Source organism: Streptomyces sp. NPDC020362, from assembly GCF_040642095.1.
In the GTDB taxonomy this organism is placed as follows: Bacteria; Actinomycetota; Actinomycetes; order Streptomycetales; family Streptomycetaceae; genus Streptomyces.
Map to the genome: position 1 here is coordinate 1 of NZ_JBFAET010000126.1, position 26,443 is coordinate 26,443.

At 71.3% G+C, this 26,443-nt stretch carries 20 protein-coding genes; 6 read left to right on the forward strand and 14 right to left on the reverse strand.

What is annotated here, in order from left to right:
• Positions 1 to 13 precede the first annotated feature (13 nt).
• From AB0H32_RS32535 to AB0H32_RS32545, 3 genes are all read left to right on the forward strand, one after another.
• Entirely contained in the window at positions 14 to 178 is a 165-nt protein-coding gene (locus AB0H32_RS32535; RefSeq protein WP_361128062.1) for a carotenoid oxygenase family protein, read from the forward strand.
• A gap of 221 nt (positions 179 to 399) precedes the next feature.
• Positions 400 to 1,341, forward strand: coding sequence for a hypothetical protein (locus AB0H32_RS32540; protein WP_361128012.1), 942 nt, complete (start codon positions 400 to 402; stop codon positions 1,339 to 1,341).
• A 146-nt stretch (positions 1,342 to 1,487) separates the two neighbouring features.
• Positions 1,488 to 2,270 carry an SDR family oxidoreductase gene (locus tag AB0H32_RS32545; protein ID WP_361128015.1) on the forward strand — a complete coding sequence of 261 codons (783 nt, stop codon included), beginning with the start codon at positions 1,488 to 1,490 and terminating at the stop codon, positions 2,268 to 2,270.
• Positions 2,271 to 2,274: 4 nt separating this feature from the next.
• Here AB0H32_RS32545 and AB0H32_RS32550 read toward each other — a convergent pair whose 3' ends face one another.
• The 11 genes from AB0H32_RS32550 to AB0H32_RS32600 form a co-directional block, all read right to left on the reverse strand.
• Positions 2,275 to 2,469, reverse strand: a complete 195-nt coding sequence (locus tag AB0H32_RS32550; protein WP_361128018.1) for a hypothetical protein — start codon at positions 2,467 to 2,469, stop codon at positions 2,275 to 2,277.
• A gap of 143 nt (positions 2,470 to 2,612) precedes the next feature.
• Positions 2,613 to 5,213 (reverse strand): hypothetical protein, encoded by a 2,601-nt coding sequence (locus tag AB0H32_RS32555; protein WP_361128021.1) that lies wholly within the window; start codon positions 5,211 to 5,213, stop codon positions 2,613 to 2,615.
• 659 nt (positions 5,214 to 5,872) lie between these two features.
• A complete protein-coding gene (locus AB0H32_RS32560) occupies positions 5,873 to 6,652 on the reverse strand; it encodes a class I SAM-dependent methyltransferase (RefSeq protein WP_361128024.1) in 780 nt (259 codons plus the stop codon).
• A 669-nt stretch (positions 6,653 to 7,321) separates the two neighbouring features.
• A complete protein-coding gene (locus AB0H32_RS32565) occupies positions 7,322 to 8,380 on the reverse strand; it encodes a low specificity L-threonine aldolase (protein ID WP_361128027.1) in 1,059 nt (352 codons plus the stop codon).
• Positions 8,381 to 8,452: 72 nt separating this feature from the next.
• The gene (locus AB0H32_RS32570) at positions 8,453 to 9,748 is read right to left on the reverse strand and encodes an MFS transporter (protein ID WP_361128029.1); all 1,296 of its coding nucleotides are present in this window, start codon (positions 9,746 to 9,748) and stop codon (positions 8,453 to 8,455) included.
• A complete protein-coding gene (locus AB0H32_RS32575) occupies positions 9,741 to 10,994 on the reverse strand; it encodes an ATP-grasp domain-containing protein (protein WP_361128032.1) in 1,254 nt (417 codons plus the stop codon). The genes AB0H32_RS32570 and AB0H32_RS32575 overlap by 8 nt, the downstream gene beginning before the upstream one ends.
• Positions 10,991 to 12,616 (reverse strand): class I tRNA ligase family protein, encoded by a 1,626-nt coding sequence (locus tag AB0H32_RS32580; RefSeq protein ID WP_361128035.1) that lies wholly within the window; start codon positions 12,614 to 12,616, stop codon positions 10,991 to 10,993. The genes AB0H32_RS32575 and AB0H32_RS32580 overlap by 4 nt, the downstream gene beginning before the upstream one ends.
• Positions 12,613 to 13,707, reverse strand: coding sequence for an FAD-binding oxidoreductase (locus tag AB0H32_RS32585; protein WP_361128038.1), 1,095 nt, complete (start codon positions 13,705 to 13,707; stop codon positions 12,613 to 12,615). The genes AB0H32_RS32580 and AB0H32_RS32585 overlap by 4 nt, the downstream gene beginning before the upstream one ends.
• Entirely contained in the window at positions 13,700 to 14,050 is a 351-nt protein-coding gene (locus tag AB0H32_RS32590; protein ID WP_361128040.1) for a cupin domain-containing protein, read from the reverse strand. Before AB0H32_RS32590 ends, AB0H32_RS32585 begins: the two co-directional genes overlap by 8 nt.
• Complete coding sequence (locus AB0H32_RS32595; RefSeq protein WP_361128043.1) at positions 14,047 to 15,291, reverse strand: SidA/IucD/PvdA family monooxygenase; 1,245 nt, start codon at positions 15,289 to 15,291, stop codon at positions 14,047 to 14,049. The genes AB0H32_RS32590 and AB0H32_RS32595 overlap by 4 nt, the downstream gene beginning before the upstream one ends.
• Positions 15,292 to 15,307: 16 nt before the next feature.
• The gene (locus tag AB0H32_RS32600) at positions 15,308 to 16,567 is read right to left on the reverse strand and encodes an ATP-grasp domain-containing protein (RefSeq protein ID WP_361128045.1); all 1,260 of its coding nucleotides are present in this window, start codon (positions 16,565 to 16,567) and stop codon (positions 15,308 to 15,310) included.
• A 754-nt stretch (positions 16,568 to 17,321) separates the two neighbouring features.
• Here AB0H32_RS32600 and AB0H32_RS32605 point away from each other — a divergent pair.
• Together AB0H32_RS32605 and AB0H32_RS32610 are read left to right on the forward strand one after the other, a co-directional pair.
• Complete coding sequence (locus AB0H32_RS32605; RefSeq protein WP_361128048.1) at positions 17,322 to 18,404, forward strand: WYL domain-containing protein; 1,083 nt, start codon at positions 17,322 to 17,324, stop codon at positions 18,402 to 18,404.
• A 122-nt stretch (positions 18,405 to 18,526) separates the two neighbouring features.
• A complete protein-coding gene (locus AB0H32_RS32610) occupies positions 18,527 to 19,081 on the forward strand; it encodes an SDR family oxidoreductase (protein WP_361128051.1) in 555 nt (184 codons plus the stop codon).
• A 206-nt stretch (positions 19,082 to 19,287) separates the two neighbouring features.
• Here AB0H32_RS32610 and AB0H32_RS32615 read toward each other — a convergent pair whose 3' ends face one another.
• The 3 genes from AB0H32_RS32615 to AB0H32_RS32625 all read right to left on the reverse strand — a co-directional run bounded on the left by AB0H32_RS32615 (position 19,288) and on the right by AB0H32_RS32625 (position 21,376).
• Positions 19,288 to 19,686 (reverse strand): VOC family protein, encoded by a 399-nt coding sequence (locus tag AB0H32_RS32615; RefSeq protein WP_361128054.1) that lies wholly within the window; start codon positions 19,684 to 19,686, stop codon positions 19,288 to 19,290.
• 384 nt (positions 19,687 to 20,070) lie between these two features.
• Positions 20,071 to 20,262: a ferredoxin gene (locus tag AB0H32_RS32620; RefSeq protein ID WP_361128057.1), complete on the reverse strand. Its 192-nt coding sequence runs from the start codon at positions 20,260 to 20,262 to the stop codon at positions 20,071 to 20,073.
• A 13-nt stretch (positions 20,263 to 20,275) separates the two neighbouring features.
• The gene (locus tag AB0H32_RS32625) at positions 20,276 to 21,376 is read right to left on the reverse strand and encodes a cytochrome P450 (protein WP_361128060.1); all 1,101 of its coding nucleotides are present in this window, start codon (positions 21,374 to 21,376) and stop codon (positions 20,276 to 20,278) included.
• 436 nt (positions 21,377 to 21,812) lie between these two features.
• On the opposite strand from AB0H32_RS32625, the gene AB0H32_RS32630 reads away from it, so the two are divergent.
• On the forward strand, positions 21,813 to 26,443 hold a 4,631-nt coding region (locus AB0H32_RS32630), incomplete at its 3' end, for a beta-ketoacyl synthase N-terminal-like domain-containing protein (protein WP_361128064.1).

Here is a 26,443-nt window from a genome sequence, read left to right on the forward strand (position 1 = left end):
GGACGACGGCTACCTGCTCACCGTCGTATCCGACCTCAAGCAGGACGCCTCGCAACTCCTCGTCCTCGACGCCTCCGGCCTCAACCAGATCGCCATCGTCCACCTGCCCCGACGGGTGACCGCCGGGATCCACGGCTCCTGGATCCCCGACACCGCCCTGGACGGCACCGCGGGCTGACCACCGTCCTGCCAGTGAACCGATGGCGGCGCGGACGCGAGGTCCGTGCCGCCCACCGGCGGGTTGTTCCAGAAGAGCGCGCCGGCCGATCAACACGCCCAGGGACCACCGCTCGACCAGCTACGGGAGCCGACCGCCCGCTGTCAGGTGAACAGCTCCGGCATCACTCGATCAAGTTCAGTAGTGTCCTGGCGCCCGTGCCAGTCCTTCGAAGGAGAGCCATGCCCTTTCCCGAGCTTCCCCAGCCTGCGCCCGGTGAAGTGCTGTTGGTCTGCACCTGCTACGAGGACGGCGAAGCCCTGTGGGGCGGGCTGCTCGACGAGATCGGGGGCCACCGAGACGGTAGTGCGCTCGTCCTCGGGGGCGGCAGGGTGCGGCTCCACCTGGTCGAGGGCCGCGGATGGGACTACCTGCACGGCGGTAACGTGCCGGCGCTCGTGCCGGGCGGCGGACTCGTACCGCCGGTCGTCGTCCTGGCGGACATCCCCGTGGTCTACGGCGGTGACGGGCCACTGCTGGTGGACCTGGACGCGATACCCGGGCGCGGTGTCCGGGTCCCGTCAGCCCGGCTCGGCGAGACCCTGGCCGCCCTCTTGAGCGGGGCGCTCTCCTTCAACGACCTGGTGCGCACCATCGACAGGTGCGGCATGTACCAGGGAGGCGGTGGCCGGCCGGCCTTCCCCGCGCCGACGACGCCGGCCCGCCGGTCCTTCCCGGCGCTGCCCTCCACCGACGCGGCCTTGCTGGTGCGAACCTCCTTCGGTGACGAGGAGGGCTGGCGCGCCCTCCTCGGCGAACTGGGCGGGGCCGACGAGGACGGCTGCGTCGGCGTGAACCTGGACCCGGAGGAGATCGACGTGGAGCACTACCCGTTGGCGGCGCTGGTCGTCGACGACCGGGCCTTCGAGGACCTCCACCCGGGCCAGGTCCCCGGGTTGGTACCGCCGGAGGAACACACCACACTGGTGGCGCTCGCCGACGCAAGGACCTTCGCCGAGCCTGGTCGGCCGCTGACCGTCGTCGACCTGTACGACACCCCGGGACAGTCCGCGGTTCTTCCGTGCCACGACGTCGGATCGATGGCGTGCAACCTGGAGATCGGCAACATGGACTTCCACGAGTTCGTCGCCGTGGAGGACATGGAACCGTGGTGGGAGGGTTGATCAGTCTCGTGGAGACCGGTCCTGATCGGTTCAGGCGATGTTGCGGCCTTCGCTGCCTTGCCGACCGGAGTCGGGGACGAGATGCCGGCATGCGGCCGCGGGGCAACCGGGTTGATCCTGTCGGCGTCTGCTGACAGGCTGCGGCCGTGGATCTGGGACTCGCGGGGAAGACAGCCTTCATCACCGGAGGAAGCAGCGGCATCGGTCTGGCCATCGGCCGGGCGCTCCAGGAAGAGGGGGCGGTGGTCACCGTCTGCGGACGGGATCCGGAAAGGCTGAAGGAGTCGGGACTGCCCGGTGTCCAGGCGGACGTCACGGACCCGGATGCGCTGGCTCGGGCCGTCGACGAGGCGGCCGAGCGGATGGGTGGGCTCGACCTGCTGGTGGCCAATGCCGGCGGTGCGTACGGGGGTGGGCTGCTGGATTCGACGCCCGAGGACTGGCTGCGGACGTACGAGTTGAACGTGCTGCATGCCGCCCACGCCATCCGCACCGCGGTGCCGCACTTCGAGCGGCGCGGGGGCGGCAGCGCGCTCGTAGTGGCGTCCATCACGGGGTGGAAGCCGGGCCCCAAGTCGTCGTACGCCTCGGCGAAGGCGGCGGAGATCCATCTCGCCGCCGCACTCGGCCAGGAACTGGGCCCGCGCAACATCCGGGTGAATGCGCTCAGCCCGGGTTCGGTGATGTTCGAGGGCGGGGGTTGGGCCTGGTTCCGGGACAACCGACCGGAGCAGTACGAGGCTTTCGCCCGCGACGACTTCCCTCGTGGGCGGCTGGTCGAGTTGCACGAAGTCGCGGACGTGGCGTGCTTCCTGCTGTCGGCCCGCGCCGGCGGGGTCAACGGCACCAACATCTGCGTGGACGGTGCCCAGGACCACCCGAGCGCGGGCCGGTTCTTTCCGTGGACGCCGCCGTCACCGCCGAAATGACGGCCTAGGCATCGTGGGAGGGGACGCGGGCTACGAGTTCGGCTGCGAAGTGGCGCGCCCGTGCACCCCAGTCGTGGTCGGTGGTGCCGAAGTGCTGGAGGACATCGAGCAGTTCCTGTGCCTCCGAGAGGGTGAACAGGGGCAGGCGCGGTTCGTGCAGTTCGGGCATGCCGGGTGTGGGATCAAGGAGTTCTTCCATGCCGGGCGCAACGGGTGGCGATGGCGCGGGTTACGGCCGGTGCCCCGGGCTGGGCAGGATCTTTGCCCAGCCCGGAGCCGGCGTGCGCCGTCGGCGCGTGGCGCGCCGTTCCACCAGCGAGTGCGGTGCCGGAATCCCCGGGGTCAGACGCGCTCACTGTCCATGCCGCGCAAGGACAGCAGGACGGGAAGCATGAAGGCATACTCCGACAGCTTCGCGTTCGGCGGATATCCCAGGCCGGACGTCAGGGACCCCTTCCCCTGAGAATGCCCCTCCCGGGCGGCTTCGCCGTCACCCGGCGCGTTGTCCGGGACATCGGCGCCCTGCGCGGAGATCGGCAGGAAGTACACGTCCTCCGAGCGGAAGACCGACTGCAGCCGCTCGATCAGACGTGCCCGCACCAGGCCCGACAGCGAGCGCACATCGGCGTCGGAGGCACCGTCCCCGAGCGCCTTGCCGATGGTTCCCAGCGCTTCGCGTGCCTGGTCGGAGATGCTGCGGACGAGTTCGAGCTGCCGCTGGATCGTGTGCTTGGCCATGGGACCGCCCACCTCTCCCTGGCCGTTGCTGCCGAGCCACCCGTAGCCGGCGGTCGACCGGTACCACTCGATGGCTCCGGACGGCGATCCGGAGATCTCCTGGTCGGGGCCGTTCGCGGAGGGCGACAGGATCTTCTGGTCGATCAGCCAGTCGTAGAACTCGGTGAGGAACTTGATGCGGCTCTCCTGGAGATCCCTGTCGTCGGCGACCGAGGCGACGTAAAGGTCGGTCTTGGGGACGATGCAGATGAAATTCGGGCCCCCGGTGCGCAGGTCGTCGCCGCGGATCTCGCGCAGATCGGAGATCATGCGCTCCAGGAGGTCGAGTTGGCTGACGCGCGCGCGGCTGCGCGGGGCTGTGCCCGGGGCGGCGCCGCTCCCGGCGGGGGCGGAACCGTTGTCCTCGCTCGGAAGCCGGTTCCTCATGACACTGTCGGCGTTGCGCAGGAGCGCCTCCCAGTGTTGCCGGGCGGGGGAGTTCGCGAGTTGACGCTGTACGGCCTGCTCGATGGACAGGTCGAAGAGGAACACGACGGTCTCGGCGTGTTTGAGGACACCCAGCACGATGGGGTCCGCCCCCTCGCCCCTGACGCTGCGAGAGGTCACCTCGCCGGGGACGTCGGTGAACACGAAGTTCGCGCCGCGCGTGGGATCGGTGGTCGATTCCACGCGTAATTGAATGCTGTTGCGCGAGCCGGCGGGCGTGGGATCGGGCAGAGCGCCGTTCCAGTAGCGGTCGACGTAGTTGTCGTACTCGCGCAGGTCCTTGTCCGACTGGAAACCGACCGTGGCTCCCAGGGCCTGGGCGTTGTTGTAGAACTGCAGGAGACCCGTCAGCATGAGTGTGGACTTGCTCGTTCCGGGGCTGCCGATGAACACGACGGGGTGGGTCTCATCGGGCTTGGGGTACCAGCCACAGTAGTCCGGCTCCTCGGGCGCGTAGCGGCGGGCCACCGTGGCCTGTTCACGTGCCCGTTCCGCGGAGCGCCCGGAAGGCCCACGGCACACGAACGTGAACACCTTGTGGGTGTCGTCCCCGAGCTTTCGTACGAGCTCCGCGATGACACGGGCTTCCTGGTCCTGCGTCAGGGGAGCGGGGTCGGGGGCCAGGCCGTCGCTCAGCAGGAGGTTCACGTACTGGTCCGAGAGCCGTAGTCCGGAGAGATCAGTGATCGCCGCTGACTCGAGGAGGCTCGCCAGGAGCTTCGGCGCCACCACGACGCGCCGGGGCAGCGTGAACGGCACGTAGTGCTCGACGAGGCCCGGGAACTCCTTGGCGACCGACTCGGAGGCATGGCCGAGGAGCAGCACCAGCACAAGCCGGGCCCTTCTGATCTCCTCCAGCAGCTTGCGTCGCATGCCGACGTACTGGGGCCCCAGGAGCTTGGACATCAGGCCGGGGTCTTCGAGTACCTCCTCCAGAAGGCCGAGGTAGCGCGCGAGGTTCGGCGCCACCTCCGGCTGCGCGGTGAGTGACTTGAGCGTGGCGGTGCCGCTGACCTCCCGCCGCACCGGGCCGACCGCCGGTTCGGCGTCGACGGTGTCACTGAGCCAGAGCCGGACGTGGGGCTGGTCGAAGACGAGCGACATGATGTGGCCTGCCATCCGCAGCGGTTCGAAACCGCCGAGCAGCACGCGTACGGCGGCCTCGAAGGGCTTCTCCGCCGTCGTGTCGCCGGACGCGGTGGCCCTCGTCCGCTCTGCGGAGGAACTCCGGGTTCCGGCTTGCCGGGCGGACGGCGCACCCCCCTGCGACGCGGCTTCCGGCGCACGCGCGTCGGCGAGGAGGGCCTCCAGGTCCGTGTGAGGCAGGAGGTCTTTGTGCACGAGCCGGTAGAACGCGTAATGGTCGAACCGGTTCCACCAGTGCTCCCGGACCTCGTCCGCTCCCTTGGTGCTGTAGAGGCCCTGAGTGAACTCGGACGGACCGAGACCGTCGCGCTCGGTATGGGCATAGGGAGCCGCGTCGTTCCGGGTCGAACTGGAGATGTTCCGCGCCAGAGCCTCGGTCTCGAAGTAGGAGAGAAAGGCCGCGTAATGCCTGATGGCCTCGTTGAATTCCTTGCGTGCGTTCACGGTGAGGTTGAGCTCGAACGATCCGGGATTCCGCAGGCTCATCGGTACTCCGCACGCCGGGCAGACGAATTTCCGTTCGTCTCCGGGCACGATGGTCACCAGGAAGTCACCTGTGGTGTTTTTCGGCATGATTTTTCCCCCCAATGGCGGCCTGCACGAAGGCATGCCGGGCAGAGCGCCTTGCCGTGGCGTCTCGTAGGCGCCGAGTATCTCAGTCACGGAGCGGACACGGACCGTGTGCAATTCTGTTCGGAGCACAACGACGCGTTTCGGTCATCCGTATGACGTAGGAGCGGCACGCAGTGCAATGACCTGATGGGCGTGCCGTCCTTGTCCCCGAAAGGACATCGCCATGATCCCCTGGGAGTGCGGGCGAGAAGGGCAACTCGCGGTGCCACCGCACTTTCACCGCCACGAGGGAGGCGGCCTCATTCCGGGGCCCGGTGACAGGGGCCGGCCGGCGGGGCATCGGGCCACCGGGCGGGGCCGTCCCTCCCCGTGCTCGGGAGGGTCTTCACCTCGGGACGCGAGACCGCCTTCCCGGCTGTCGGCGGCTTTCTCGCCTCACGTGATCCCTGGCTGGTCGTCTCCGCCAACGCGTTGCCCGGAAGGATACGGAGGCCGCCTGGATCGCAGGACGCGCAGGCGACCGCGACGGCGAAGCGGTGGGCTGCAGGTTCTCGCTGAACTTCGCGGTGTCTCACCGAACTTGACGGCCCGCTGGGCGGATCCGCCATCGTCGTGGGACGGCGTGCGGTGTGTCATCCGATCGCCGGCGACGTGACGCATCACAGCCGTCGGACGCGCAGCACGCCGGTCAGCATCGGGAGAGTGAACTCTCCGCGGGCGGTCTCCGGTCTGCCGGCGAGGAATGCGCGGATCCGGCCCAGCGTGACTTCTTGTTCCTGTTCCGGCATGACCAACACTCCCGCGCGCGTCGCGATGGTCGCGATGAGAGAGTCGGCGGTGCGGCGCTGCCCGTGCGGGAACCCGGCCTGCTCCGGCGAGCCGAACCGGGCGGCCGCGCCAGTCCTGGGAAGGTGCATGCCGGCCGTCTCGGCGCGCCAGCTGGTGGGCGTGTCACGCGGGCCGATGGCCGCGCTCCCGCTGACCCGCGCGAGCCCGGCAACCCACTCGACCTCGTCGTCCATGAGGTTCCACAGACCGGCCAGGATGCCGCTGGGCGCGAGGACCCTGGCGATCTCGGGTCCCGCGACGGCCATGTCGAACCAGTGCATGGCGTTGCCGGCCAGAACGGCATCGACGGAAGCGTCCGGCAGCGGTATCGCCTCGGCACTGCCCGGCAGGGCACGGACATCCGGCAGTGAGCGGCGCAGCTCGGTCAGCATCCCCGGGTCGGGCTCGACTGCGACGACTTCGGCACCCAGTGCGACCAGCGTGGCGGTCAGCTTGCCGGTCCCGGCGCCGAGGTCGAGCACGCGCGGGCCGGGCGCGGGCTCGAGAGCCCAGCGCACCGCGGCCTGCGCGTAGTCCGGACGGTGTTCGCCGTATGCGACCGCCGCCGCGCCGAACGACGAGGCGTGAAGTAGCCGTTCATCCTGATCCACAGGGTGACGCTATCGGTGCTGCCGGTGGTCGACCACCCCACCTCACCACTTCGGCGACGGCAACCCGAGAGCGCTCCTGGCCTCGTGCTCACCTGAGAAGTGCCTCCGGCCGGTGCGGAAACGAGGCCTCGACAACCTTCATTCTCGCTGTTCAGAGGAACTTTTTGCGGAGCCGACCACCTGACGGACAGCCCGCTGCATGAAACCGCGAGGCCAACGCCCCGGCGCGGAACCAGCAACACTGCCCGCCCGGCTGCCTGGCCGGCCTTGGCCGTCGGCGCCAGGGCCGTCGCCTGCTCCGCGGGCCCCCGCAGCACCGTCTCGGCTACCGCCAGGTCCTCGCGCTCGGCGCGCGGCCTCTTCCAGCCGTCCGGACAACTCCCGGATCGGCGCGTACAGTTCGGTCCCGCTGCGCCGTGATCCTCTCCAGCATTCCTGCCTGTTCGCTCTGCCCGACCGCTGCGGACGGATCGTGAGAAGCGAGCCCCCGAGCACGGGGCAGGAACACCGAAGATCTCCCGGACCGGCGGGCCCGGCGGCGGCCACCGCCGAGCCCGCGCCCGCGCGGCGGGGGCCGCTGGAGCCGACGACCCGGGGACGGCTTGGAACGCGGTCCCGGCGCCGACGCCCGCCCGTGGCCCGGGCGTCCGCCGGCGGGCGACGGGCCGGTCAGCCCGCCGCCAGTTCCTCCGCGATGGCGGCGGCGAACGCGTCCACGTCCTCCTCGGTCGTGTCGTACGACGTCATCCACCGCACCTCGCCGGCCTGCTCGTCCCACACGTAGAAACGGAATCGTTTGCGCAGGCGCTCGGTCACCGGGGCCGGGAGCACCGCGAAGATCTGGTTGGCCTGCACCGGACGCGGGATCGACATACCGGGCAGATCGCGTACCGCCGTGTACAGGCGCTGGGTCATGGCGTTGGCGTGGGCGGCGGAGCGCAGCCAGAGGTCGCCGCCGAACAGGGCCTCGAACTGGACCGACAGGAACCGCATCTTCGAGATCAGTTGCATGCTCGACTTACGGATGTGCGCCATGCCCCGCACCGACTCCGGGTTGAGGACGACGACCGCCTCCCCGAACAGCATGCCGTTCTTGGTGCCGCCGAGGGACAGCACGTCGACGCCCGCCTCGGTGGTCAGGGCCGCGAGCGGCACGCCGAGAGTGGCTGCCGCGTTGGCCAGCCGGGCCCCGTCGAGGTGGACCAGCAGGCCGAGCCCGTGGGCGTGGTCGCACAGGGCGCGGATCTCCTCGGGGGTGTAGCAGGTGCCCACCTCGGTGGACTGGGTGATCGACAGCACGCGGGGGCTTGCCCGGTGCTGGTCCTCGAAGCCCCACGCCTGCCGGTCGACCAGCTCGGGGGTGAGCTTGCCGTCCCAGGTCGGCACGGTGAGCAGCTTGAGCCCGGCGACCTTCTCCGGTGCACCGCACTCGTCCACGTTGATGTGCGCCGACTCCGCGCAGACCACGGCGTCCCAGCGCTTCGTCATGGCCTGAAGGGCGACGACGTTCGCGCCGGTGCCGTTGACGACGGGGTAGGTCCGGGCGGTGGGGCCGAAGTGGTCCCGGAAGACCTCCTGGAGACGCTCGGTGTAGACGTCGTCGCCGTAGCTGGTCTGGTGGCCGCCGTTGGCCTCGGCGATGGCCTGGAGTATCTCGGGGTGCACGCCCGCGTAGTTGTCGCTGGCGAAGCCGCGGGCCTCGGGGTCGTGCCGTCGTGTCACGGTCATGATGCTGGTTCGTTCCCAACGTGTGGTGCGGTGGACCGGCGGACAGTGCCGGCCCGGAGAGCGGGCGGAGAGTCAGGGTGTGGTCACCGGGGCGTGGCGGTCGCCGGAGCGCCCGTTCGCGCGGACGAGCGGCGGGGCCAGCAGGCCCAGAGCGGCGAAGAGGCCGGCCAGGACCAGCCAGCCGGTGCTGTGCGCGCCGGCCACCAGCGAGGTCATCAGCCAGGGGCCGGCGAACTGCTGCAGCCCGCGCCCGAGGGAGAACACCGCCTGGTACTCGCCCTGGCGGCCGGCCGGAGCCAGGCCGAAGGCCAGGCCCCAGCCGGCGGCGGCCTGGTACAGCTCGCCCAGGATCAGGGCCGACGCGCCGCCCAGCAGCACGGCCGAGCCGAGCAGGGCGCCGCGCCCGGCGCTCAGCGGGAACACCAGACAGGCGAGGGCGAGCCAGAGGCCGGCCCGGCGCAGCATCCGGGCGGCCGCGGCGGGTGTCTCGGCGCCCCGGCTGACGGCGACCTGGAAGAGCAGGACGAGGACGGTGTCCAGGACGAGGATGGCGGACACCATCGGCGTGGGCGCGTGGGTGGTGGTGACGATCCACAGCGGAAGGCCGACGGTGAGCAGCGGGTGGTACAGCTCCAGCGCACCGCACACGAGGGCGACGGCGACATAACGGAGGTCCCGCAGGGCCGAGTTGCGGGACAGGCGCGGGGTCTCGTCGGCGGCCGGGGTTTCGTCGTCGGGCAAGGACGGGTCCAGCGACCGGGCGGGACGCATCGGCCACAGGACGGCGACCGAGACCAGCTGGAGCGCCGCGTTGGCGAGCACGGTGCCGTGCAGCGCGGCCGGGGTGCCCACCGAGAGCGCGATCCCGGCCAGCGCGGCGCCGCCGAGGAATCCCAGGTTGAACAGGCTGCGCATCTGCGCGCTGACCCGCACCCGTTCGTCCCCGCCCATCAGCGCGTGCGTCAGCGAGGCCTGCAGGCCGCCCGCCGATGTCTCCAGCACGGCGACGACCGAGGCCAGGGCGAGGAACTCGGCGAAGCCGCCGACCAGGCAGTAGGCGACGAAACAGACCGAGGCCAGCAAGAAGTTCGCCATCAGCACGAGGCGTGGGCCGAGGCGGTCAGCCAGTCGGCCGATCGGTACGGCGCACAGCAGGCCGCACAGCCCGGCGACGGAAAGGGCGAGGCCGACGCGCTGGGCGGGAATGCCTATCGTGCGGGTGAAGAACACGGCGCTGGCGGTGACGAACACCCCGAGGCCGAGGGACTGGATGAGGGTGAGCAGCCCGAGCCGGCGGGCGGCCCCCGGGGCCGGTACCGTCTGCCGGATCCAGTCGCGCACGACGCCCGAGGGGTGCGGGTCAGTCATCGTGCCGTCCGGGCGCGGCCGCCGGGTGGCCCTGAGGCTCCGTCCGTACCCGGTACTCACCCAGCACCGTCTGCACGGCCCGGTGGACCGACGCGGCGTCCGCGCCGCGGAAGCGGAAGATGCCGGTTCCTTCGTCGTAGCTGCCGGGGGTGGTGAACTCCTTGCCGACGGGTGGGAGTTCGTGGTGATAGAGCTCGGCGACGCCGGCGGGCGCGTCGGTACGGTCGCTGATCCGGGCGGGAATCCTGCCGGGTGCCGGGTAGATCAGCCAGCCGCCGGCGACGGGCTCGTGGGCGCCGTGCCACAGCGGGGGCAGGCCGATGGCGGCCCGGAAGGCTTCGGCGAACAGGTCGATGCCGTACAGGTCGGCGTGCAGGAAAGGAACTTGGGCGCCGCCGGGGCGCAACCCGACCTCCAGGAAGACGAGTTCGCCGTCGGCGCGCCGGATGACCTCCAGGTGGAAGGCTCCGTCGGCCAGGCCGAGGGCACGCAGACAGTCGTCCGCGAAGGCGGTGACCCGATCGCGTTCCGGGCCGTCGTCCAGCAGGACCGAACCGAGCGGCAGCCCACGGGCGTAGTCCAGGCAGGTGTTGACGTACCGGGAGGCGGTGGCGAAGTGGCGGGTGCCCGCGCGGTGGACGCCGTCCACGTGCAGGATGTCACCGTCGACGTACTCCTCGCACTGGTAGGCGGACGGGTCCAGGCCGTCGAGGGCCGCCGCCAGTTCCGCTCGTGTGCGGACCACCTGGACGCCCTGCGAACCGGCCGCCGAGCGGGGCTTGAGCACCAGCGGGAAGACCTCGCCGAGGTCGGCGAGGAGGGTGGCGGCGTCGGGGGCGTCGTCCAGGTGGCGGAAGCGGGGCACCCGTACGCCCGCCTTCGCAACGGCCTGCTTCATGGCGGGCTTGTCCTTGAACCGGCGTACCAGGTCCAGGCCGTAGCCGCCGGTGACACCGAGGCCGGCGGTCAGCCGGGCCGCGGTGAGGATGTCGTACTCGGACTGCCCGAAGACCGCGGCCGGCCGTCCGTGCCGGTCCGCGACGGCCCGGACGAGGGGCAGCAGGTCGTCGTGGGCGAGGCTGTCCAGGACGTGGAGCTCGGTGGCGCCGTTCCGGTCGAGGGCGGGCAGCCCGCCGGGCGTGGTCAGGTAGACCATCCGGGCGGGCGCGCCGTCGAGGAAGCGGTGGTACTCGCCGAACTCGTCGCCGGAGCGGTTGAGGACGACGTACAGGGGGGCGTCGGTCACGTGCGGTTCTCCGGGCGCAGGGTGGCGGGCAGGCAGGCGGCGAGGTCCGTCGCCGCGGGCCGCGACAGGGTCGGGGTCCGGGCGTCGGGCAGGGGCGGAGTGGCGGCGTGGAAGGCGCGGGCGCGCGGCTCGCCGGTACCGCCCAGCAGGTGCCAGATCCGCTCGGCCAGACCGGGCATGACGGGGAAGCCGAGGAGGGCGAGGCCCTTCAGCCACCAGTAGGCGCCGGCTTCGGCGGCGGCGCTGTCGGCGGCCCAGGCGTCGAATGCGCCGACCGCACGGCGGGTGGAGATCCGGGTGCCGTCGAGGGCGGCGGACTGCTCTGCCAGGAGCGCGTCCAGACGGACCGTCAGGGCAGTGGGCGGCGCGGTGGGAGCGGTGGGCGGCAGGGTCCGGAAGGCGTCCGCGATCCGCTTGCCGAGGTCGTCGGCGAGCGTGGTGCGGGCGGTGACCAGGAAGTCCTCCGGCTCGAAGCTGGCCGGACCGGCCTCCAGGTCCGCACGGGCCAGGTGGTAGCGGACGGCGTCCACGTCCAGGGCCGGTGCGGCGGCCACGTCGGCTGCCCAGATCGCGTGCCGGGCGCTGGTGGAGAACTTGCGGCCGGCGAGCTGGTAGAAGTGGTTGATCAGACAGCGGTCGTACGGCTTCATGCCTCCGTGCAGGAGGCTGGTGCCGACGATGCCGACCAGGGTGGGGATGACGTTGTCGATGCCCAGGGTGGTGATGGTCGTGACGCCCGAGTCCGGGTCGAAGGCGTTGACGCCGGTGCCGGACAGTTGTCCGTGCACGGCGCCGGCCAGCCGGGCGAACATCAGGATGCCTGCGTACGGGAACAGGGCGTGCGGAACGCCGGGTTGGGGCGCGGGCAGGGCCAGGCCCCACTCCTGGGGGGCGGTGAGCCGGATGGTGAGGCCGTCCCGGTCCAGGAAGCGGGCCACGGTGTCGCGGTAGCGGCGGGCTATGCCCCGCTCGGCGAGGACGCCGTCCAGGACGCCGGCGGGGGGCACCGTGAGGAAACGGCTGGTGATCGACCGCCAGGTCAGCGGGCCCTCGTCGAGCAGCGGACGGGGTTCGAGGACGGCTTCGGGGAGGAAGTGCGCGCTGCACTCCTCACAGAAGTAGCTGGCCACGCCGGCCCCGCACTCGGGGCAGCGGCCCTGGAGCCAGCCGCCCACGACCCAGCGGTCGGAGCCGGCACAGTAGGGGACGCGTTCCGTGCGGGTGAGTACGGCGCCGCGTTCGTCCAGGCGGGCGAGGCAGGCGGTGACCTCGGCCTCGAACTGCTCCTTCCACGGCTCCTGGTCGGGGGTGATGAACGCGTCGACGCCGATGTCCATCGCAGCGAGGTCGTCCTGGACGCGCCGGCCGTAGCGGGCGGCGACCTCGGCCGGCGTGGAGCCCTCCGCGTGGGCGCGCAGGGTGACGTACGACTCGTACACATCGCTGCCGGTGATCACCAGGGGCAGATCGCCGCGGACCCGCAGATGGCGGGCGATCATGTCGGACCACAGGAACGGGCCGCCGATGTGGCCGAGGTGGAGCGGGCCGTTGGGCGTGGCCTCGGGCGGGACGAGCAGGTAGTGCCGGGGGGTGTGGGTCCCGGCCGTCAGCAGGGTGCTCATGGGGCGGTGGTTCTCCCGTACAGCAGGGTGAGGGCGTGCTCGGCCAGGGCGGGCGCGAGCCGGTAACCGGAGCCCGAGCCGCCGATCGCCATGACCACGTCGGGGTCGCCGGCGGTGTCCACGACGGGCAGGTGGCCGGGCGTGAAGCAGTCACTGAAGACGCGGCCCCCGGTCAGGTGGGGCACGAATCCCGGCACGTGACGTTCGAGGAGGTCCAGGGCGAGGGCGCGGTTGTGCGGGCCGATGGCCAACGGGCCGTCGGGGCCCCGGTCCCAGTCCGGCGAGGTGATGCTGAGAATCCAGCGGCCGCCCGGTTCGTCCGGCAGCAGGAACGCGTCGTCGTCCTCGAACACCAGGGCGGGGGCCCCGGGCGGGGGCGGGGTGAGGACGTGGAACGCCACCACCTTCTTCACCCGGGCGCCGCGGGCCCGGGCCGCGTCGGCGACGGGTCCGTCCAGTGCCCAGGGGCCGGGGGCGACGACGGCTCGGCGCGTGGTGAGGACGGAGCCGTCGGCGGCGGTGAGTTCCAGTCGGCGGCCGACGCGACGGATCCCGGTGACCCGGAAGCCCTCGGCGAGCATGCTGCCGGGCAGGTCGAGAACGTGGTCGAGGAGCCGGTCGGCGAGGGTCCTGGGGCCGCCGACCGCCATGGGGGCGGAGGACAGCAGGACCTGGTCGCTGCCGACCTGAAGGCCGGGGAAGACCTCGCTCAGCGCCCGGCGTTGGCCCGCGTCGACCGGCGCGGTGCGGCTGCCGTCGGCGAGGGTGGCGTCGAGGGCGGCCGCACCGGTGCGGGCCACGACCCAGTGCACCGTCAGGTCCCGGCGCGGCAGGCCGGGCAGTTCCCCGGCCAGCTTGTCGAACAACTCGGTGCTGCGCAGGGACAGTTCGCGCTGGGCTTCATTGCGCCCGGTCAGCGTGTCGAAGCCTGCCGACAGGGCGGTGGCGCCGTGCCCGCGGGAGCCGTGGGACACCAGCAGGATCCGCAGACCGGGCTCGCGAAGGCAGGCGTAGTAGGCGGTGAGGGCGCCGATGACGCCGGTGCCGACGACGGCGAGGTCGTGGATGTCGGTGGAGGAGGTGTCACGCATCGGGCGCGTCCCACCACAGCGAGAGGACGTCGAGGTCCTCACCCTGGTCGGCGAAGGCCTCGTGCACGGCGTGCGAGGGGAAGCCGACGACCGATCCGGCGCGCAGCCCGGTGCGCGCTCCGTCGACGACCAGGGTGCCGGTGCCCGCCCGCACGACCCAGATCTCCTGGACCGCGTGGACGTCGGGCGAACTGGTCCCGCCGGCGGGCACCGTGAACCTCGCCATCTTGAACGGTGCCTGCGGAACCACGGAGTTCGCCAGGTCCGCGTCGGCGACCGTGACCCCGTCCTCCTCGACCTCGGCCGGGAGAAAGGGGATGTGCGCGGTGGGGTCCGCGGTCATACCGGGTACCTCGTTTCGCCCAGGATGCTGTTGAGGATGACCGCGCTGCGCCAGGCGAGGAGGCTCAGGTTGGGGTCGGCGACGCCCCAGGCGTGCCGGGCGCCGTTCTGGAGATAGATGCGATGCCCCTCGGGCCCGTCCCAGGTGACGGAGAAGTCCTTCTGAACGGACAGGAGTTGGCCGGAACGGTGCAGCCGGGGCAGCAGCGGAGCCATGAAGTCGGGGATCCGGTAGCCGTATCCGGTGCACAGCACCACGATGTCAGCGCCGATCACTGCCGGTATGTCACCGCCGCGCCCGTCCAGGGTCAGCTTCCAGTCGCCGTCCGTACCGTCGAGCGCGGTGACGTCGGTGTCCGGCAGGAAGCGGAGCCGGCCGGGGGCGCCGTCGAGGAAGTCCGCCCGGTAGCTCAGCTGGTGGATGTCGCGCAGGATGGGCAGATCGACGCCGTCGCTGGTGAGCGTCTGCTGCTCCAGCAGCCGGGCCTTCTCGTCGTCGGGCAGGGTGTGGAAGTGGCGTACGTAGTCGGGGGTGTAGAGGTCGTTGGCGAACGGCGAGTCGTCCATGGGCTGGAACGACGGGCGCCGGCTGATCCAGGTGATCGTCGCGGGCGAGGCCGGGGCGGCGGCGAGGTGGCGCACCACCTCGGCGCCGCTCTGGCCACCGCCGACCACCGCGACCCGCAGGCCGGTGGCGTCGGGCAGCCGCGGCAGGAACTCGCCGGAGTGGAAGACCGTCCTGCCGAGGCGTTCCCGGAACTGCTCGGGGACGTTCGGGGCCGGGCCGGTGCCGAGCACGAGATGCCGGGCGGCCGACTCGCCGTCGGCCGTGCGCACCCGGAAGGCGCCCGAGCGGAAATCGACCTCGCGCACCTCGGCGCCGAAGACGATGGCGGGCAGTTGTCCGGCGACCCACTGGAGGTACTGGTTGAACTCGGCGCGCAGGACGGCGGGGAACTGGGCGGCGAGGAACCGGTAGAGGCGGCCGTGCGCGGCGAGGAAGGACAGGAAGGAGAAGGGGCTGGTCGGATCGACGAGAGTGACCAGATCCTTCAGCGGGGAGACCTGGAGGGTGGCCTCGGGCAGCAGCAGGCCGGGATGCCAGGAGAAACTCTCCCGGCGTTCCAGGTGCAGGGCGCGCAGGCCGTCGATCGGATGGGCCAGGGCCGCCAGGCTCATGTTCGCCGGACCGACGCCCACGGCGACGTAGTCGAGTATGTGTGTGTCTGTGTGATCGCTCATGATCTTTTGCGGTGGGTCAGTTCGCCGTGACGCTGTCGCCGAGGTGCAGCCAGCGGGACAGTGCCTGTGCCGGGGAGTCGGCCGTGAAGAGGGCGTGGCCGAGCCGGGAACGGCAGTCCCGGGCGGCCGGTATCTCGTCGCCCGGCGCGAAGTAGAGTGCGGACTCGGTGACTTCGGGCAGCGCGGTGACCTGATCCCAGCCGGTCAGCCCCTGGAAGGTGGCGAGGTTCTCGGCGGCGAAGAACCGGATGCCCGCGGCGGCGGCCTCGGCCTCGGCGAACGCCCCCATGCCGGCGGGGTCTGCGCCGAGAGCGTCGGCCAGCGCCACCTTGGGCAGGCTCACCCCGGTCACCAGACGGACCAGCTCCACGATGCGGTCGCCGGGGAGCCGGGCGCCGATCTCGATGAGGACGGGCCCGTCGGCGGCCAGCCGGAGTTCGCAGTGGAACGGACCCGAGGTGAGGTTCACGGCGGCCACCACGTCGGCCACGTAGGACGCGACCGTCTTCAGGGTGGTGTCATCGACGTCGGCCCGGGTGAGATGGCCCATCTCGACGAAGTCGGGCTCGGGCCCGAGCAGGGTGCGGGTGAGGGCCACCACGGTGGTGACGCCGTCCCGCACATACCCGTCGGCGCTGAACTCGGGTCCCTCGACGTACTCCTCGACCAGGACCCGGTGTTCGTGGAGCTTGCCCATGTCGGGCACCGTGTCGGTGACCAACCGCCTGAAGGCGGCGGACAGTTCGGCCATTGTGTCGGCACGGCTGACATGGATGCTGCCGGAGCAGGCGACAGGCTTCAGCACACACGGGAAGCCGACCCGCTCGGCCGCGGCGTGGAGTTCGTCCTCGGTGGTCGCCTCGGCGAAGCGCGGAGTGCGCAGTCCGGCGGTGGCCACAGCGGCCCGCATCACGCTCTTGTCGCGGACACGCTCGACGGTGTCCACCGGCAGCCCGCGCAGGCCGAGGGCGTGGGCCACACGGGCGGTGACCGCGACGTAGATGTCGGAACCGGCCAGCACGGCGTCGAGCGGCTCCCGCTCGTGCTCCTCCCGTACGGCCGCCTCCAGCGCCGCCCGGTCGTTGGTCTCCACGGTCAACACCCGCTCGGCGGCGGTGCGCACGGCGTCGGAGAGGGCGCGGTCGCCCGTGTCCGCGCTGGCGACGACGACACGCAGTCCCGACTCGGCGGCGACACCGATGAGGGTGGTGCCGCCCGAGGAGGCTGGTTCGACCACGAGAACGCGAGGGGCGTGCGGCAGGGAGGCTGAGGACAAGGCGGCATCTCCGGGTCACGGAAGAAGGAGCTGGACTGGTGCAGGGGTGCACCGTTTGTATCCGTGATCTTGTAAACCCGTCAATGCCTGACCGTAGAAATGACGGTGATCACACTTGATCGGCGTGCATTTGACGGCTCGTCGGGCGAGCGGAGGGAGATCTTCCGTCGTTGGTCCCCTGCGTCGAGCAGTACGTCGGTGATCCGGAGCCCGAAGGTGCAGGCGTCGGCATCGCCGAGCAGGAAATGTCCGTCCGCACCTGGCCGCTGGGCAGGACGGCCCACCTGGCCACCTGGTGCACGGAGGACGACGAGGACGCGATGTGCAGCATGGCGTCTCGCAGCAGGATCTTCCGGACGGCCATCAGGATCGGCACCGAACATGTCATCCGGCTGGGGAGGCCCCACCTGCCCTCCCTTCCCCATCCCAACCCCGAGGTCGAGGGCACCCCCGGGAGATCGGCGCCCAGCGGTACTCGTCCGCCGTGGCGGATTCGCGAATCCGACGGCGCTGGACCGTCGGTTGGCGGTCACTGCAGAAGACGGCGACCTCCCGAGCTGGGCGAGGTCGGCGGCGTCATTGCAGGTGGACCGAGGATCAGGTCGCCGAGTTCCTCGGCGATGGAGTCCGCCTGCGACGGGGGCGCCGGTCTGCCTCCGGGCAGAGGCCTGGGACGTTTTCGCGGGTCGACGGGCCGCGTTCCGCATCAAATACCGGACGGAATCCGCCCGGTATTTGATGAATAATCGCGGGCATGACCCGACCGACCTCTCGGGTGCTCGCCCTCCTGGAGATTCTTCAGGCCGGCGGTACTCGCACCGTCGCCGACCTGGCGGGCCGGCTCAGCGTGGATGAACGCACCGTCAGGCGCTACGTCGGCCACCTGATCGACCTGGACATCCCGGTCCGCTCGGTGCGCGGCCGATACGGCGGCTACCACCTCGCCCCTGGCTACCGGATGCCGCCGCTGATGCTCACCGACGAGGAAGCACTGGCCGTACTGCTCGGCATGGTGGCAGGACGGCGGGCCGGAATGGCGGCAACATCGGAAGCGGCAGCGGAGAGCGCCACCGCCAAGATGCGCAGGGTGCTGCCTGAGCCACTCGGCCGCCGGCTGGATGCACTTCTGGCGACCCTCGACTTCACCGCTCCGTCCCGTCCGGCGGTCACGCCGGAGACGGACATCCTGCTGCTCCTCGCCGAGGCCGCCCGTCACCGCCGACCGGTCGCCCTCAGCTACACCGCCTGGAAGGGACGGCACAGCGAGCGCACCGTGCACCCGTACGGGATCGTCTCCCACTCCGGGCGCTGGTACGTGACGGGGGCTGATTCGGCAAGCGGCGAGGTGCGCACCTTCCGGCTGGACCGGGTCGAGAAGGCGACGGTCCTCACGGGCACGTTCGAGACGCCTTCGGGGTTCGACCCGGCTGCCCGGGTGCTCTCCGGGATCGCGGAGACTCCCTACCTCCACCAGGTCTCCCTGCGGGTCCGCGGCACCGTCGATGACATCCGCTCCCGGCTCCCTGCTGGGATCGCCACCGTGCTCGAGATACCAACCGACCCCGCATCCGACCCGTCCGACGAGGCAACCGGTGACCGGCGGACGTCGCTTGAGCCATCCGGGGACTCCCGGGCGGCGGACGAATCGGACTGGGTACGGGTCCGGCTGAGGGCCGAACGCCTGGACTGGCTTCCTGCCCTACTGGCCGGGCTGGACCGTCCCTTCGTCATCGAGCATCCCGATGCCCTGCGCGACGAGGTGCGCAGCCTGGCCCGTCGGCTCCTCGAATATGCCGACGCCGAACCACCGACGCCGGCACGGCCATCGTCGCCCTGAACACAGTCCGTGGGCACAGGCTGCATCGGCTCCGACCTGCGGGATGCGGTCATCGACGCTGAAGCCGGTCTACGCACTGACCTCGGGATTCTCGTCCGGCCCGTGGGGCGGACGGACGCCCGGTGGTCACGTCGGCAGTGTTCGTCAGCAACGGTGGGGCCGGTCTGCAGTGGATCGGCACCGATCCCGTCCACCGCGAACGAGGCAGCGGTGCGGCGCTCGGCGCAGCTGCCATGGCCGTCGGACGCGAACGCTTGGTGTTCGTCTGCACGTTGCAGGCCGGCAGCCGGCGGCAGCCTGCCCACGGCCCACTGGGGTTCGTGCAGGCGAGTGAGCCCAACGGCACCCCCTATGCGGCGGCCAAAGCCGCCCTCAACGCCTACAGCAAGAGCCTCGCCCTCGCCTGCGGCCCGCACGGCGTGCGCGTCACCGCAGTCATGCCAGGAGTCATCGAGACCGATGCCGTCGAAACCAGCCTGCGAAACGCGGCCGAACGCACGGGCCGCGACCTGGACGCCATCCGCAAGGAGTTCCACGAGCGCCTTGCCGCTCCCCTCGGCCGCCCCGGACAACCCGAGGAAGCCGCCGAACTCATCGCTTTCCTCGCCTCGCCCCGCGCCTCCTACCTCACCGGGATCGCCATCTCCGTCGATGGGGGTCTTCTTCCCACCCTCTGAAGGTCTGCCGGATGCCGCAGCACCCCGTCGATGTCCGGCGCCGGGTGCCCATCACCCGCCGGCCCTTCGGTTCGTCGCTCGCGCGCCCACGGCCATCGGCGGGAGTGCGTGCGTGCCACCGCACCCGACCAGTACCGCAACGGCTGCCCAACCGTCACGGAGGCGGAGGCCGGGCCGGCTCGACGGCAATGGGCGGATCGGCAGGCCTAATGCCCGTACCGCTTGATCGCCTCCGGGGTCACGGGCGTGAAGAAGTTGACCACGTTGCCGTCCGGGTCCCTGAACAGCAGTGAACGGTTTCCCCACGGCATGGTCGTGGGCTCGTTCACCATGTGGATGTCGAACTCCTTGAGCCTGTCGTACTCGGCGTCGACATGTGCGACGCGGAACTCGATGATCACGCTCTGGTTGGCTGCCGGCGGGGGCGCCTGGTCACCGAGCAGCTGCACCGTGCGGGTGCCGGCCAGCGCAAGCGTCGCGTTCGGTGTGATGATCTCGGCGAAGTCGTCCGTGGACCATGTCGCCGGCACCCGGGTGGCGGTCTCATAGAACTTGACGATGCGAGCGACGTCCTCGGTGATGATGCGAATCGAAGCAAAGTGCATGGCAGGCTCCCGTGAGAGGTGATGTTCCGTGAGACAGACGGTACGGTTGATACCGGACAGGAACCGCCCGGTATTCGCGAGAAACCTGCCGACGTCGACGATCCTGCGGCACGCAGCACCGATCTCCACTCCTGGTTGCCGATGTTCTCCCGGCCGACCTCGGGTGCGCCGAAGGCGTGGCTTCGTCGGGCGGCTTCACATCGTTCGCATCCGGGTGAACTCCCGCTCAGGAACACCACGGCGGCGGAGCTCCGCGCGTAGGGCACCGTGACCCTGCCGCGACGGGTGGCTGCGAGGCGCCGACCCGGCGGGTCCTGGCCGCGCCGACGGCCAGGAACCCGAGCGTGCAAGGATTCGGCCGAGCGCCCTTCGAGAGCGCTGTGGTCATACGAATCTGATGGCCGCTGTCGGGCACCGCTCGGCGGCCTCTTCCACCGCCGCCCGCTGCTCGGCGCCGGGGGTGGCGTGGAGCAGGATCACCGTGCCGTCGTCGTCGTTCTGGTCGAAGACAGCAGGGGCGGCGAGCACACAGGTGCCTGCGCCGCAGCAGAGGTCCTCGTCGATCTCGATCCTCATCACCGGCGTCCTCTCACCAGCGCACGGGCAGCTCTAGGACGCCGTACGTCACCATCATCTCCCGGGTGCCGATCTCCTGGGCCGGAACGGCGAGCTCCAGCCGGGGGAAGCGGCGCAGCAGCGACTCGTAGCCGATGGCGAGTTCCAGGCGGGCCAAGTGGTGCCCCATGCACTGGTGGGGACCGCTGCCGAAGGCCACGTGCCGGGTCGTGCCGCGACGGATGTCGAAGGTGTCGGGGTCTTCGAAGCCCAGCGGGTCACGGTTGGCTGCGGGCAGCGACACCGTGACGACCTGGCCCTTGCGGATGGACTGCCCTTCGAATGCGAAATCCTCGGCGGCAACGCGGATCGGTCCGATCTGCACCACGCTGAGGTAGCGCAGCAGCTCCTCGACAGCGTCGTCCATGAGCGACCAGTCGGCGCGCAGAGCGGCCAGCTGCCCGGGGTGGCGAAGCAGGGCGTAGGTGCCCAGCGCCAGCATGTTGGTGGTGGTCTCCAGCCCGGCGATGAGAAGAACGATCGTGATCCCGAGCAGCTCTTCGTCGTTCAGGTCGGTCTCGACGGTGAGCCTGCCGAGGATGTCCGGGCCCGGGTCCTTGCGTGCGGCTGCGATCAGGGCGTGGAGCATACCGCCGAGGGCCGTCATCGACTGTTGCATCTCCTCTCCGCTGCTGGAGAGGCTGAAGAGAACGTCGACATGATGCGCGAACTGTGCGCGGTCCGTCTCGGGCAGCCCGAGCAGTTCCGAGGTGACCAGCGTGGGAAGGGGCTTGGCGAAGGCCTGCACCAGGTCGACGGGGCCGCCCCTGTTCGCCATCTCGTCCAGCAGTCGATCCGTCATCTCCTGGATGCGCGGGCGGAGTTCCCGCACGCGGCGAATGGTGAAGTGCTTGCTCAGCAGACGGCGGTAGCGGGTGTGGTCGGGCGGGTCCATATTGACGAACATGCCCGCCGGCAGTGCGTCGGTGCTCAGCTCGGAGCCGGGCACCTTCACCGGAGAACGCTTCCCGGCAGGCAAGGAGCTGAACCGGGGGTCGGTCAGCACGGACCGCGCGGCCTGCAGGCCGGTGACCAGGTGGCCGACGTGCCCATCGGGGTACCGCAGCGGGGTCATCGGGCATTCCTCGCGCGCTTGCGTGAAGGCCGCGGGCGGGTCGAAAGGGCAACCTGTGGGGCGAGCTGTGGGAAAGGGCTGCGCCGAGTGATTCTCGGCTGCTTGCAAATCCACCATGAAAGACCTGGGACCTCATCATCGGAGGAGAATCGAGGGACGCTGTATTGGCTGCAGTTCTCCCACAAGTGTCCCTAGGGTTCTCCTTAGATGTGTCGCCTGCTGTCAATGCTCGTGCACGTCGACCCTTGGGGATTCCCCTAAAACTGATCCGCTGCAGCGGCGGAGCGCGGCTGCGGGACCGAAACTGGGGTCACACCGCAACTTGTTGCCGCCCGGTCGTGCCGATCGCCTGTGCCGTGGCCGCCACGGTGCGATGCCTTTTCATTCTCTGTGTGGGTGGGTGGAGTGCAATATGGTCGAGTCCGAGCTCAACGGAATGGGTAATCGGGCCGGTTCGGCATCGGCGGATTCGGACGATGGCATAGCTGTCATCGGCCTGGCGTGCCGACTGCCGGGGGCCGCCGACCCGGCCGCCTTCTGGCGGCTGCTCAGCGAGGGCGCGGACGCGATCACAGACGTCCCCGCGGACCGGTGGGACGGGGCCGCGGTGGATGACGCCGACCCGTCCGCACCCGGCAGGACCGACATCCACCGGGGCGGATTCCTCGACCGCATCGGCCACTTCGACGCCGGGTTCTTCGGGCTCTCCCCCAAGGAGGCCGCCGCCATGGACCCGCAGCAGCGGCTCGTGCTGGAGTTGGCCTGGGAGGCGCTGGAGGACGCGCACGTGCGCGCCGGGACGCTGCGCTCCACCCGCACCGGAGTGTTCGTCGGCGCCATCTGGGACGACTACGCGACCCTGCACCACCGCTCCGGACTCACGGCCATCTCCCCGCATACCGTCACCGGCCTGCACCGCAGCATCATCGCCAACAGGGTCTCGTACTTCCTCGGTCTGAACGGCCCCAGCCTGACCGTGGACTCCGGCCAGTCCTCTTCCCTGGTCTCGGTCCACCTGGCCTGCGAGAGCCTCCGCAAGGGCGAATCGACCATCGCCCTCGCGGGCGGCGTGAACCTCAACATCGTCCCCGAGAGCACCCTGGGCGCCGCCAAGTTCGGCGGCCTGTCCCCCGACGGCCGCTGCTTCACCTTCGACGCCCGCGCGAACGGCTACGTCCGCGGCGAGGGCGGCGGCATCGTCGTCCTCAAACCTCTCGCCCGGGCCGTCGCGGACGGCGACCCCGTTCACTGCGTGATCCGCGGCAGTGCGGTCAACAACGACGGCGGCGGCGACGGGCTGACGGTACCCCTGCAGTCCGGGCAGGAACAGGTGCTCCGGCTCGCCTACGAACGGGCCGGTGTCGACCCCGCCCACGTCGGCTACGTGGAGTTGCACGGCACCGGCACCAAGGTCGGCGACCCCGTCGAGGCAGCCGCGCTCGGCGCAGTGCTCGGTGCGGGACGCGACTCCGGCCGCCCTCTGCGGGTCGGCTCGGCCAAGACCAACGTCGGCCACCTGGAGGGCGCCGCGGGCATCACCGGCCTGCTGAAGGCGGTCCTGTCGCTCAACCACCGTGAACTGCCCGCCAGCCTCAACTTCGAGACACCGAACCCGGCGATCCCGCTGGACCGGCTGAACCTGCGGGTGCAGACCGAGCACAGCGAATGGGCCACCGAGGACGGCCGCCCGCTGCTCGCCGGCGTCAGCTCGTTCGGCATGGGCGGCACCAACTGCCACATCGTGCTGTCGGAACACCGGGCGCCGGCGACGGGGGTGGCTGCGCAGGCGGGTACGGGCGCGGCTCCGACCCTTTGGCCGCTGTCCGCCAAGACCGCACCCGGGCTGCGCGCCCAGGCCGCCGCCCTGCTCGCACACGCCGAGGCGCACCCCGGTCTCGCCCTGCCCGACGCCGGCTGGTCGCTGGCCACCGGCCGCACCGCGTTCCCACACCGGGCCGTCGTCGTGGGCGAGGACCGCGACGACTTCCTGCGCGCCCTGCGCGAGCTGTCCACCGGCGGCATCGACGCCGCGCTGACCACGGGCCGCACGGGCCCGCCCGGCGAGCTCGCCTTCCTCTTCTCGGGCCAGGGCAGCCAGCGACCCGGCATGGGCCGCGAACTGGCCGATGCCTTCCCGGCGTTCGCCACCGCGCTGGCCGAGGTGTGCGCACACCTCGACCCCCTGTTGGCGCGGCCGCTGCGCGAGGTCATGTTCGCCCCCGAAGGCTCCGAGGAGGCGGCCGAACTCGACCGGACCCTCTACACGCAGACCTCGCTGTTCGCCGTCGAGGTCGCCCTGTTCCGGCTCCTGGAGAGCTGGCGCATCACCCCCGGCGTGCTGATGGGCCACTCCATCGGCGAACTCGCCGCCGCGCACGTGGCCGGCGTCCTCTCGCTCGCCGACGCCTGCGCCCTCGTGGCCGCGCGCGGCCGCCTGATGCAGGCGCTGCCCGCCGGCGGCGCCATGATCGCCGTCCAGGCCGCGGAGGACGAGGTCCGAGCCCGCGTCGGCGACCGCACGGACCGCGTGAGCATCGCCGCGCTGAACGGCCCGGACTCCGTCGTCGTCTCCGGCGACGAGGACCTCGTCACCGAGATCGCCGACGCCTTCGCCGCCCTGGGCCGCAAGACCAGCCGGCTGCGGGTCAGCCACGCCTTCCACTCCCCGCACATGGAACCCATGCTGGCGGAGTTCCGAGACGTGGCCGAGGGCCTGACCTTCCACGCCCCGCGCATCCCGATCGTGTCCAACGTGACGGGCCGGCTGTCCGAGGAGCCCTCGGGGTACGAAGGGTGCACGGCCGCGTACTGGGTCCGCCACGTGCGCGAGGCGGTCCGCTTCGCCGACGGCGTCGCCCGCCTCGACGAGCAGGGCGTCCGCACGTACCTGGAGCTCGGCCCCGGCGGCGTGCTCACGTCCATGGCCCGTGCCGGTGCTGACAGCGAGTCCCTGTTCGTCCCCGCCCTGCGCGCCCGTCGCCCCGAGGCACAGGCCCTGCTGGCGGCGGTCGCCTCGCTGCACGTCCACGGCGTGGAGCCGGACTGGGACGCCCTGTTCGGCGGCGGGCGGGGCACACGCCGCAAGGTCGCGCTCCCCACCTACGCGTTCGAACGGCAGCGGTACTGGCTGGACGGCGACACCACGTCGCCCGTCGCCATCACCGGCCGGGCTCCTGAGGCTCCGCAGCCGGACGCCATCGTCATCTCCGAGACCGACAGCGCGCCCGTCGGAGCCCTGGGCCGGCGGCTGGCCGGACTGCCCGAAACCGAACGCGACGAGGCCGTGCTCGACCTGGTCCGCGCCCACGTCGCCGCCGTCCTGGGCCACGCCGAAGCCCGCCAGGTCGAGACCGAGTGGACGTTCAAAGACCTCGGCTTCGACTCGCTCAGCTCGGTGGAACTGCGCAACCAGCTCGGCGAGGCCACCGGCCTGCGCCTGCCCAGCGGGCTGCTGTTCGACCATCCGACCCCTGCCGCGCTCGCCCGCCACCTCGCCGCCCGGTCCCTGGGCGGCGAGGACGCGGCGGCCTTGGCGCCCGCGACGGTGGCCGACTCCGACGAGCCCATCGCCATCGTGGCCATGAGCTGCCGGCTGCCCGGCGGCGTGAGCTCCCCCGAGGACCTGTGGCGGCTGCTCGCCTCCGGCGGCGACGCCGTCTCCGGATTCCCGACGGACCGCGGCTGGGACGTCGAAGCGCTCTACGACCCGGACCCCGGCACGCCCGGCAAGTCCTCGACGCGGCACGGCGGCTTCCTGCACGAGGCGGCCGAGTTCGACGCCGGTTTCTTCGGCATCAGCCCCCGCGAGGCCGCCGCGATCGACCCGCAGCAGCGGCTGGTCCTGGAGACCGCCTGGGAGGCCTTCGAGCGGGCCGGAATCGACCCGGCCACGCTGCGCGGGAGCCGCGCGGGCGTGTTCATCGGCGCGACGGCACAGGACTACGGCCCCCGGCTGCACGAGCCGGTCGACGGCATCGAGGGCTACCTGCTGACCGGCACGACGACCAGCGTCGCCTCGGGCCGCGTGGCCTACTCGTTCGGCCTCGAAGGCCCCGCGGTCACCGTCGACACGGCCTGCTCGTCGTCCCTGGTCGCCCTGCACCTGGCCGTCCAGTCGCTGCGGAGCGGCGAGTGCACGATGGCCCTGGCCGGCGGCGTCACCGTGATGTCCACGCCCGGCATGTTCGTGGAGTTCAGCCGGCAGCGCGGCCTGTCGGCGGACGGCCGGTGCAAGGCGTTCGCGGCCGGCGCGGACGGTACGGGCTGGGCCGAAGGCGTCGGCATGCTCCTGGTGGAGCGGCTGTCCGACGCCCGGCGCAACGGCCACCAGGTGCTGGCCGTCGTGCGGGGCAGCGCCGTCAACCAGGACGGCGCGTCGAACGGACTCACGGCCCCCAACGGCCCTTCCCAGCAGCGCGTCATCCGCCAGGCCCTGGCGGCCGCCGGACTCGCCCCCGCGGACGTCGACGCCGTCGAGGCGCACGGTACGGGCACGCGGCTCGGCGACCCGATCGAGGCGGAAGCCCTCATCGCCGCCTACGGCCGGGGACGGGACGGCGACCGGCCGCTGTGGCTGGGCTCGCTGAAGTCGAACATCGGTCACACGCAGGCCGCGGCGGGCGTGGCCGGCGTGATCAAGATGGTCATGGCGATGCAGCACGGTGTGCTGCCGCAGACCCTGCACGTGGACGAGCCGACCCCGCATGTGGACTGGTCGGCAAGCGGCGTGCGACTGCTGACCGAGGCGGTGGAGTGGCCCGCGGGCGACCTGCCGCGCCGGGCAGCGGTGTCCTCCTTCGGTATCAGCGGCACCAACGCGCACGTCATCGTCGAGCAGGCTGCGACGAGCGAAGAGCCCGCCCGTGGGACGGCCGTTGCGGGACCGGTCCCGTGGGTGCTGTCGGCGAGGAGCGATGCGGCGCTGCGGGAGCAGGCGGGCAGGTTGCTGTCCTTCCTGGACGTTGGGGGCGTCGGGGGCGTTGGGGGCGTCGGGGTTCGGGCGGAGGACGTGGCGTTCTCGTTGGCGACGTCGCGTGCGGTGCTGGAGCGCCGTGCTGTGGTTGTGGG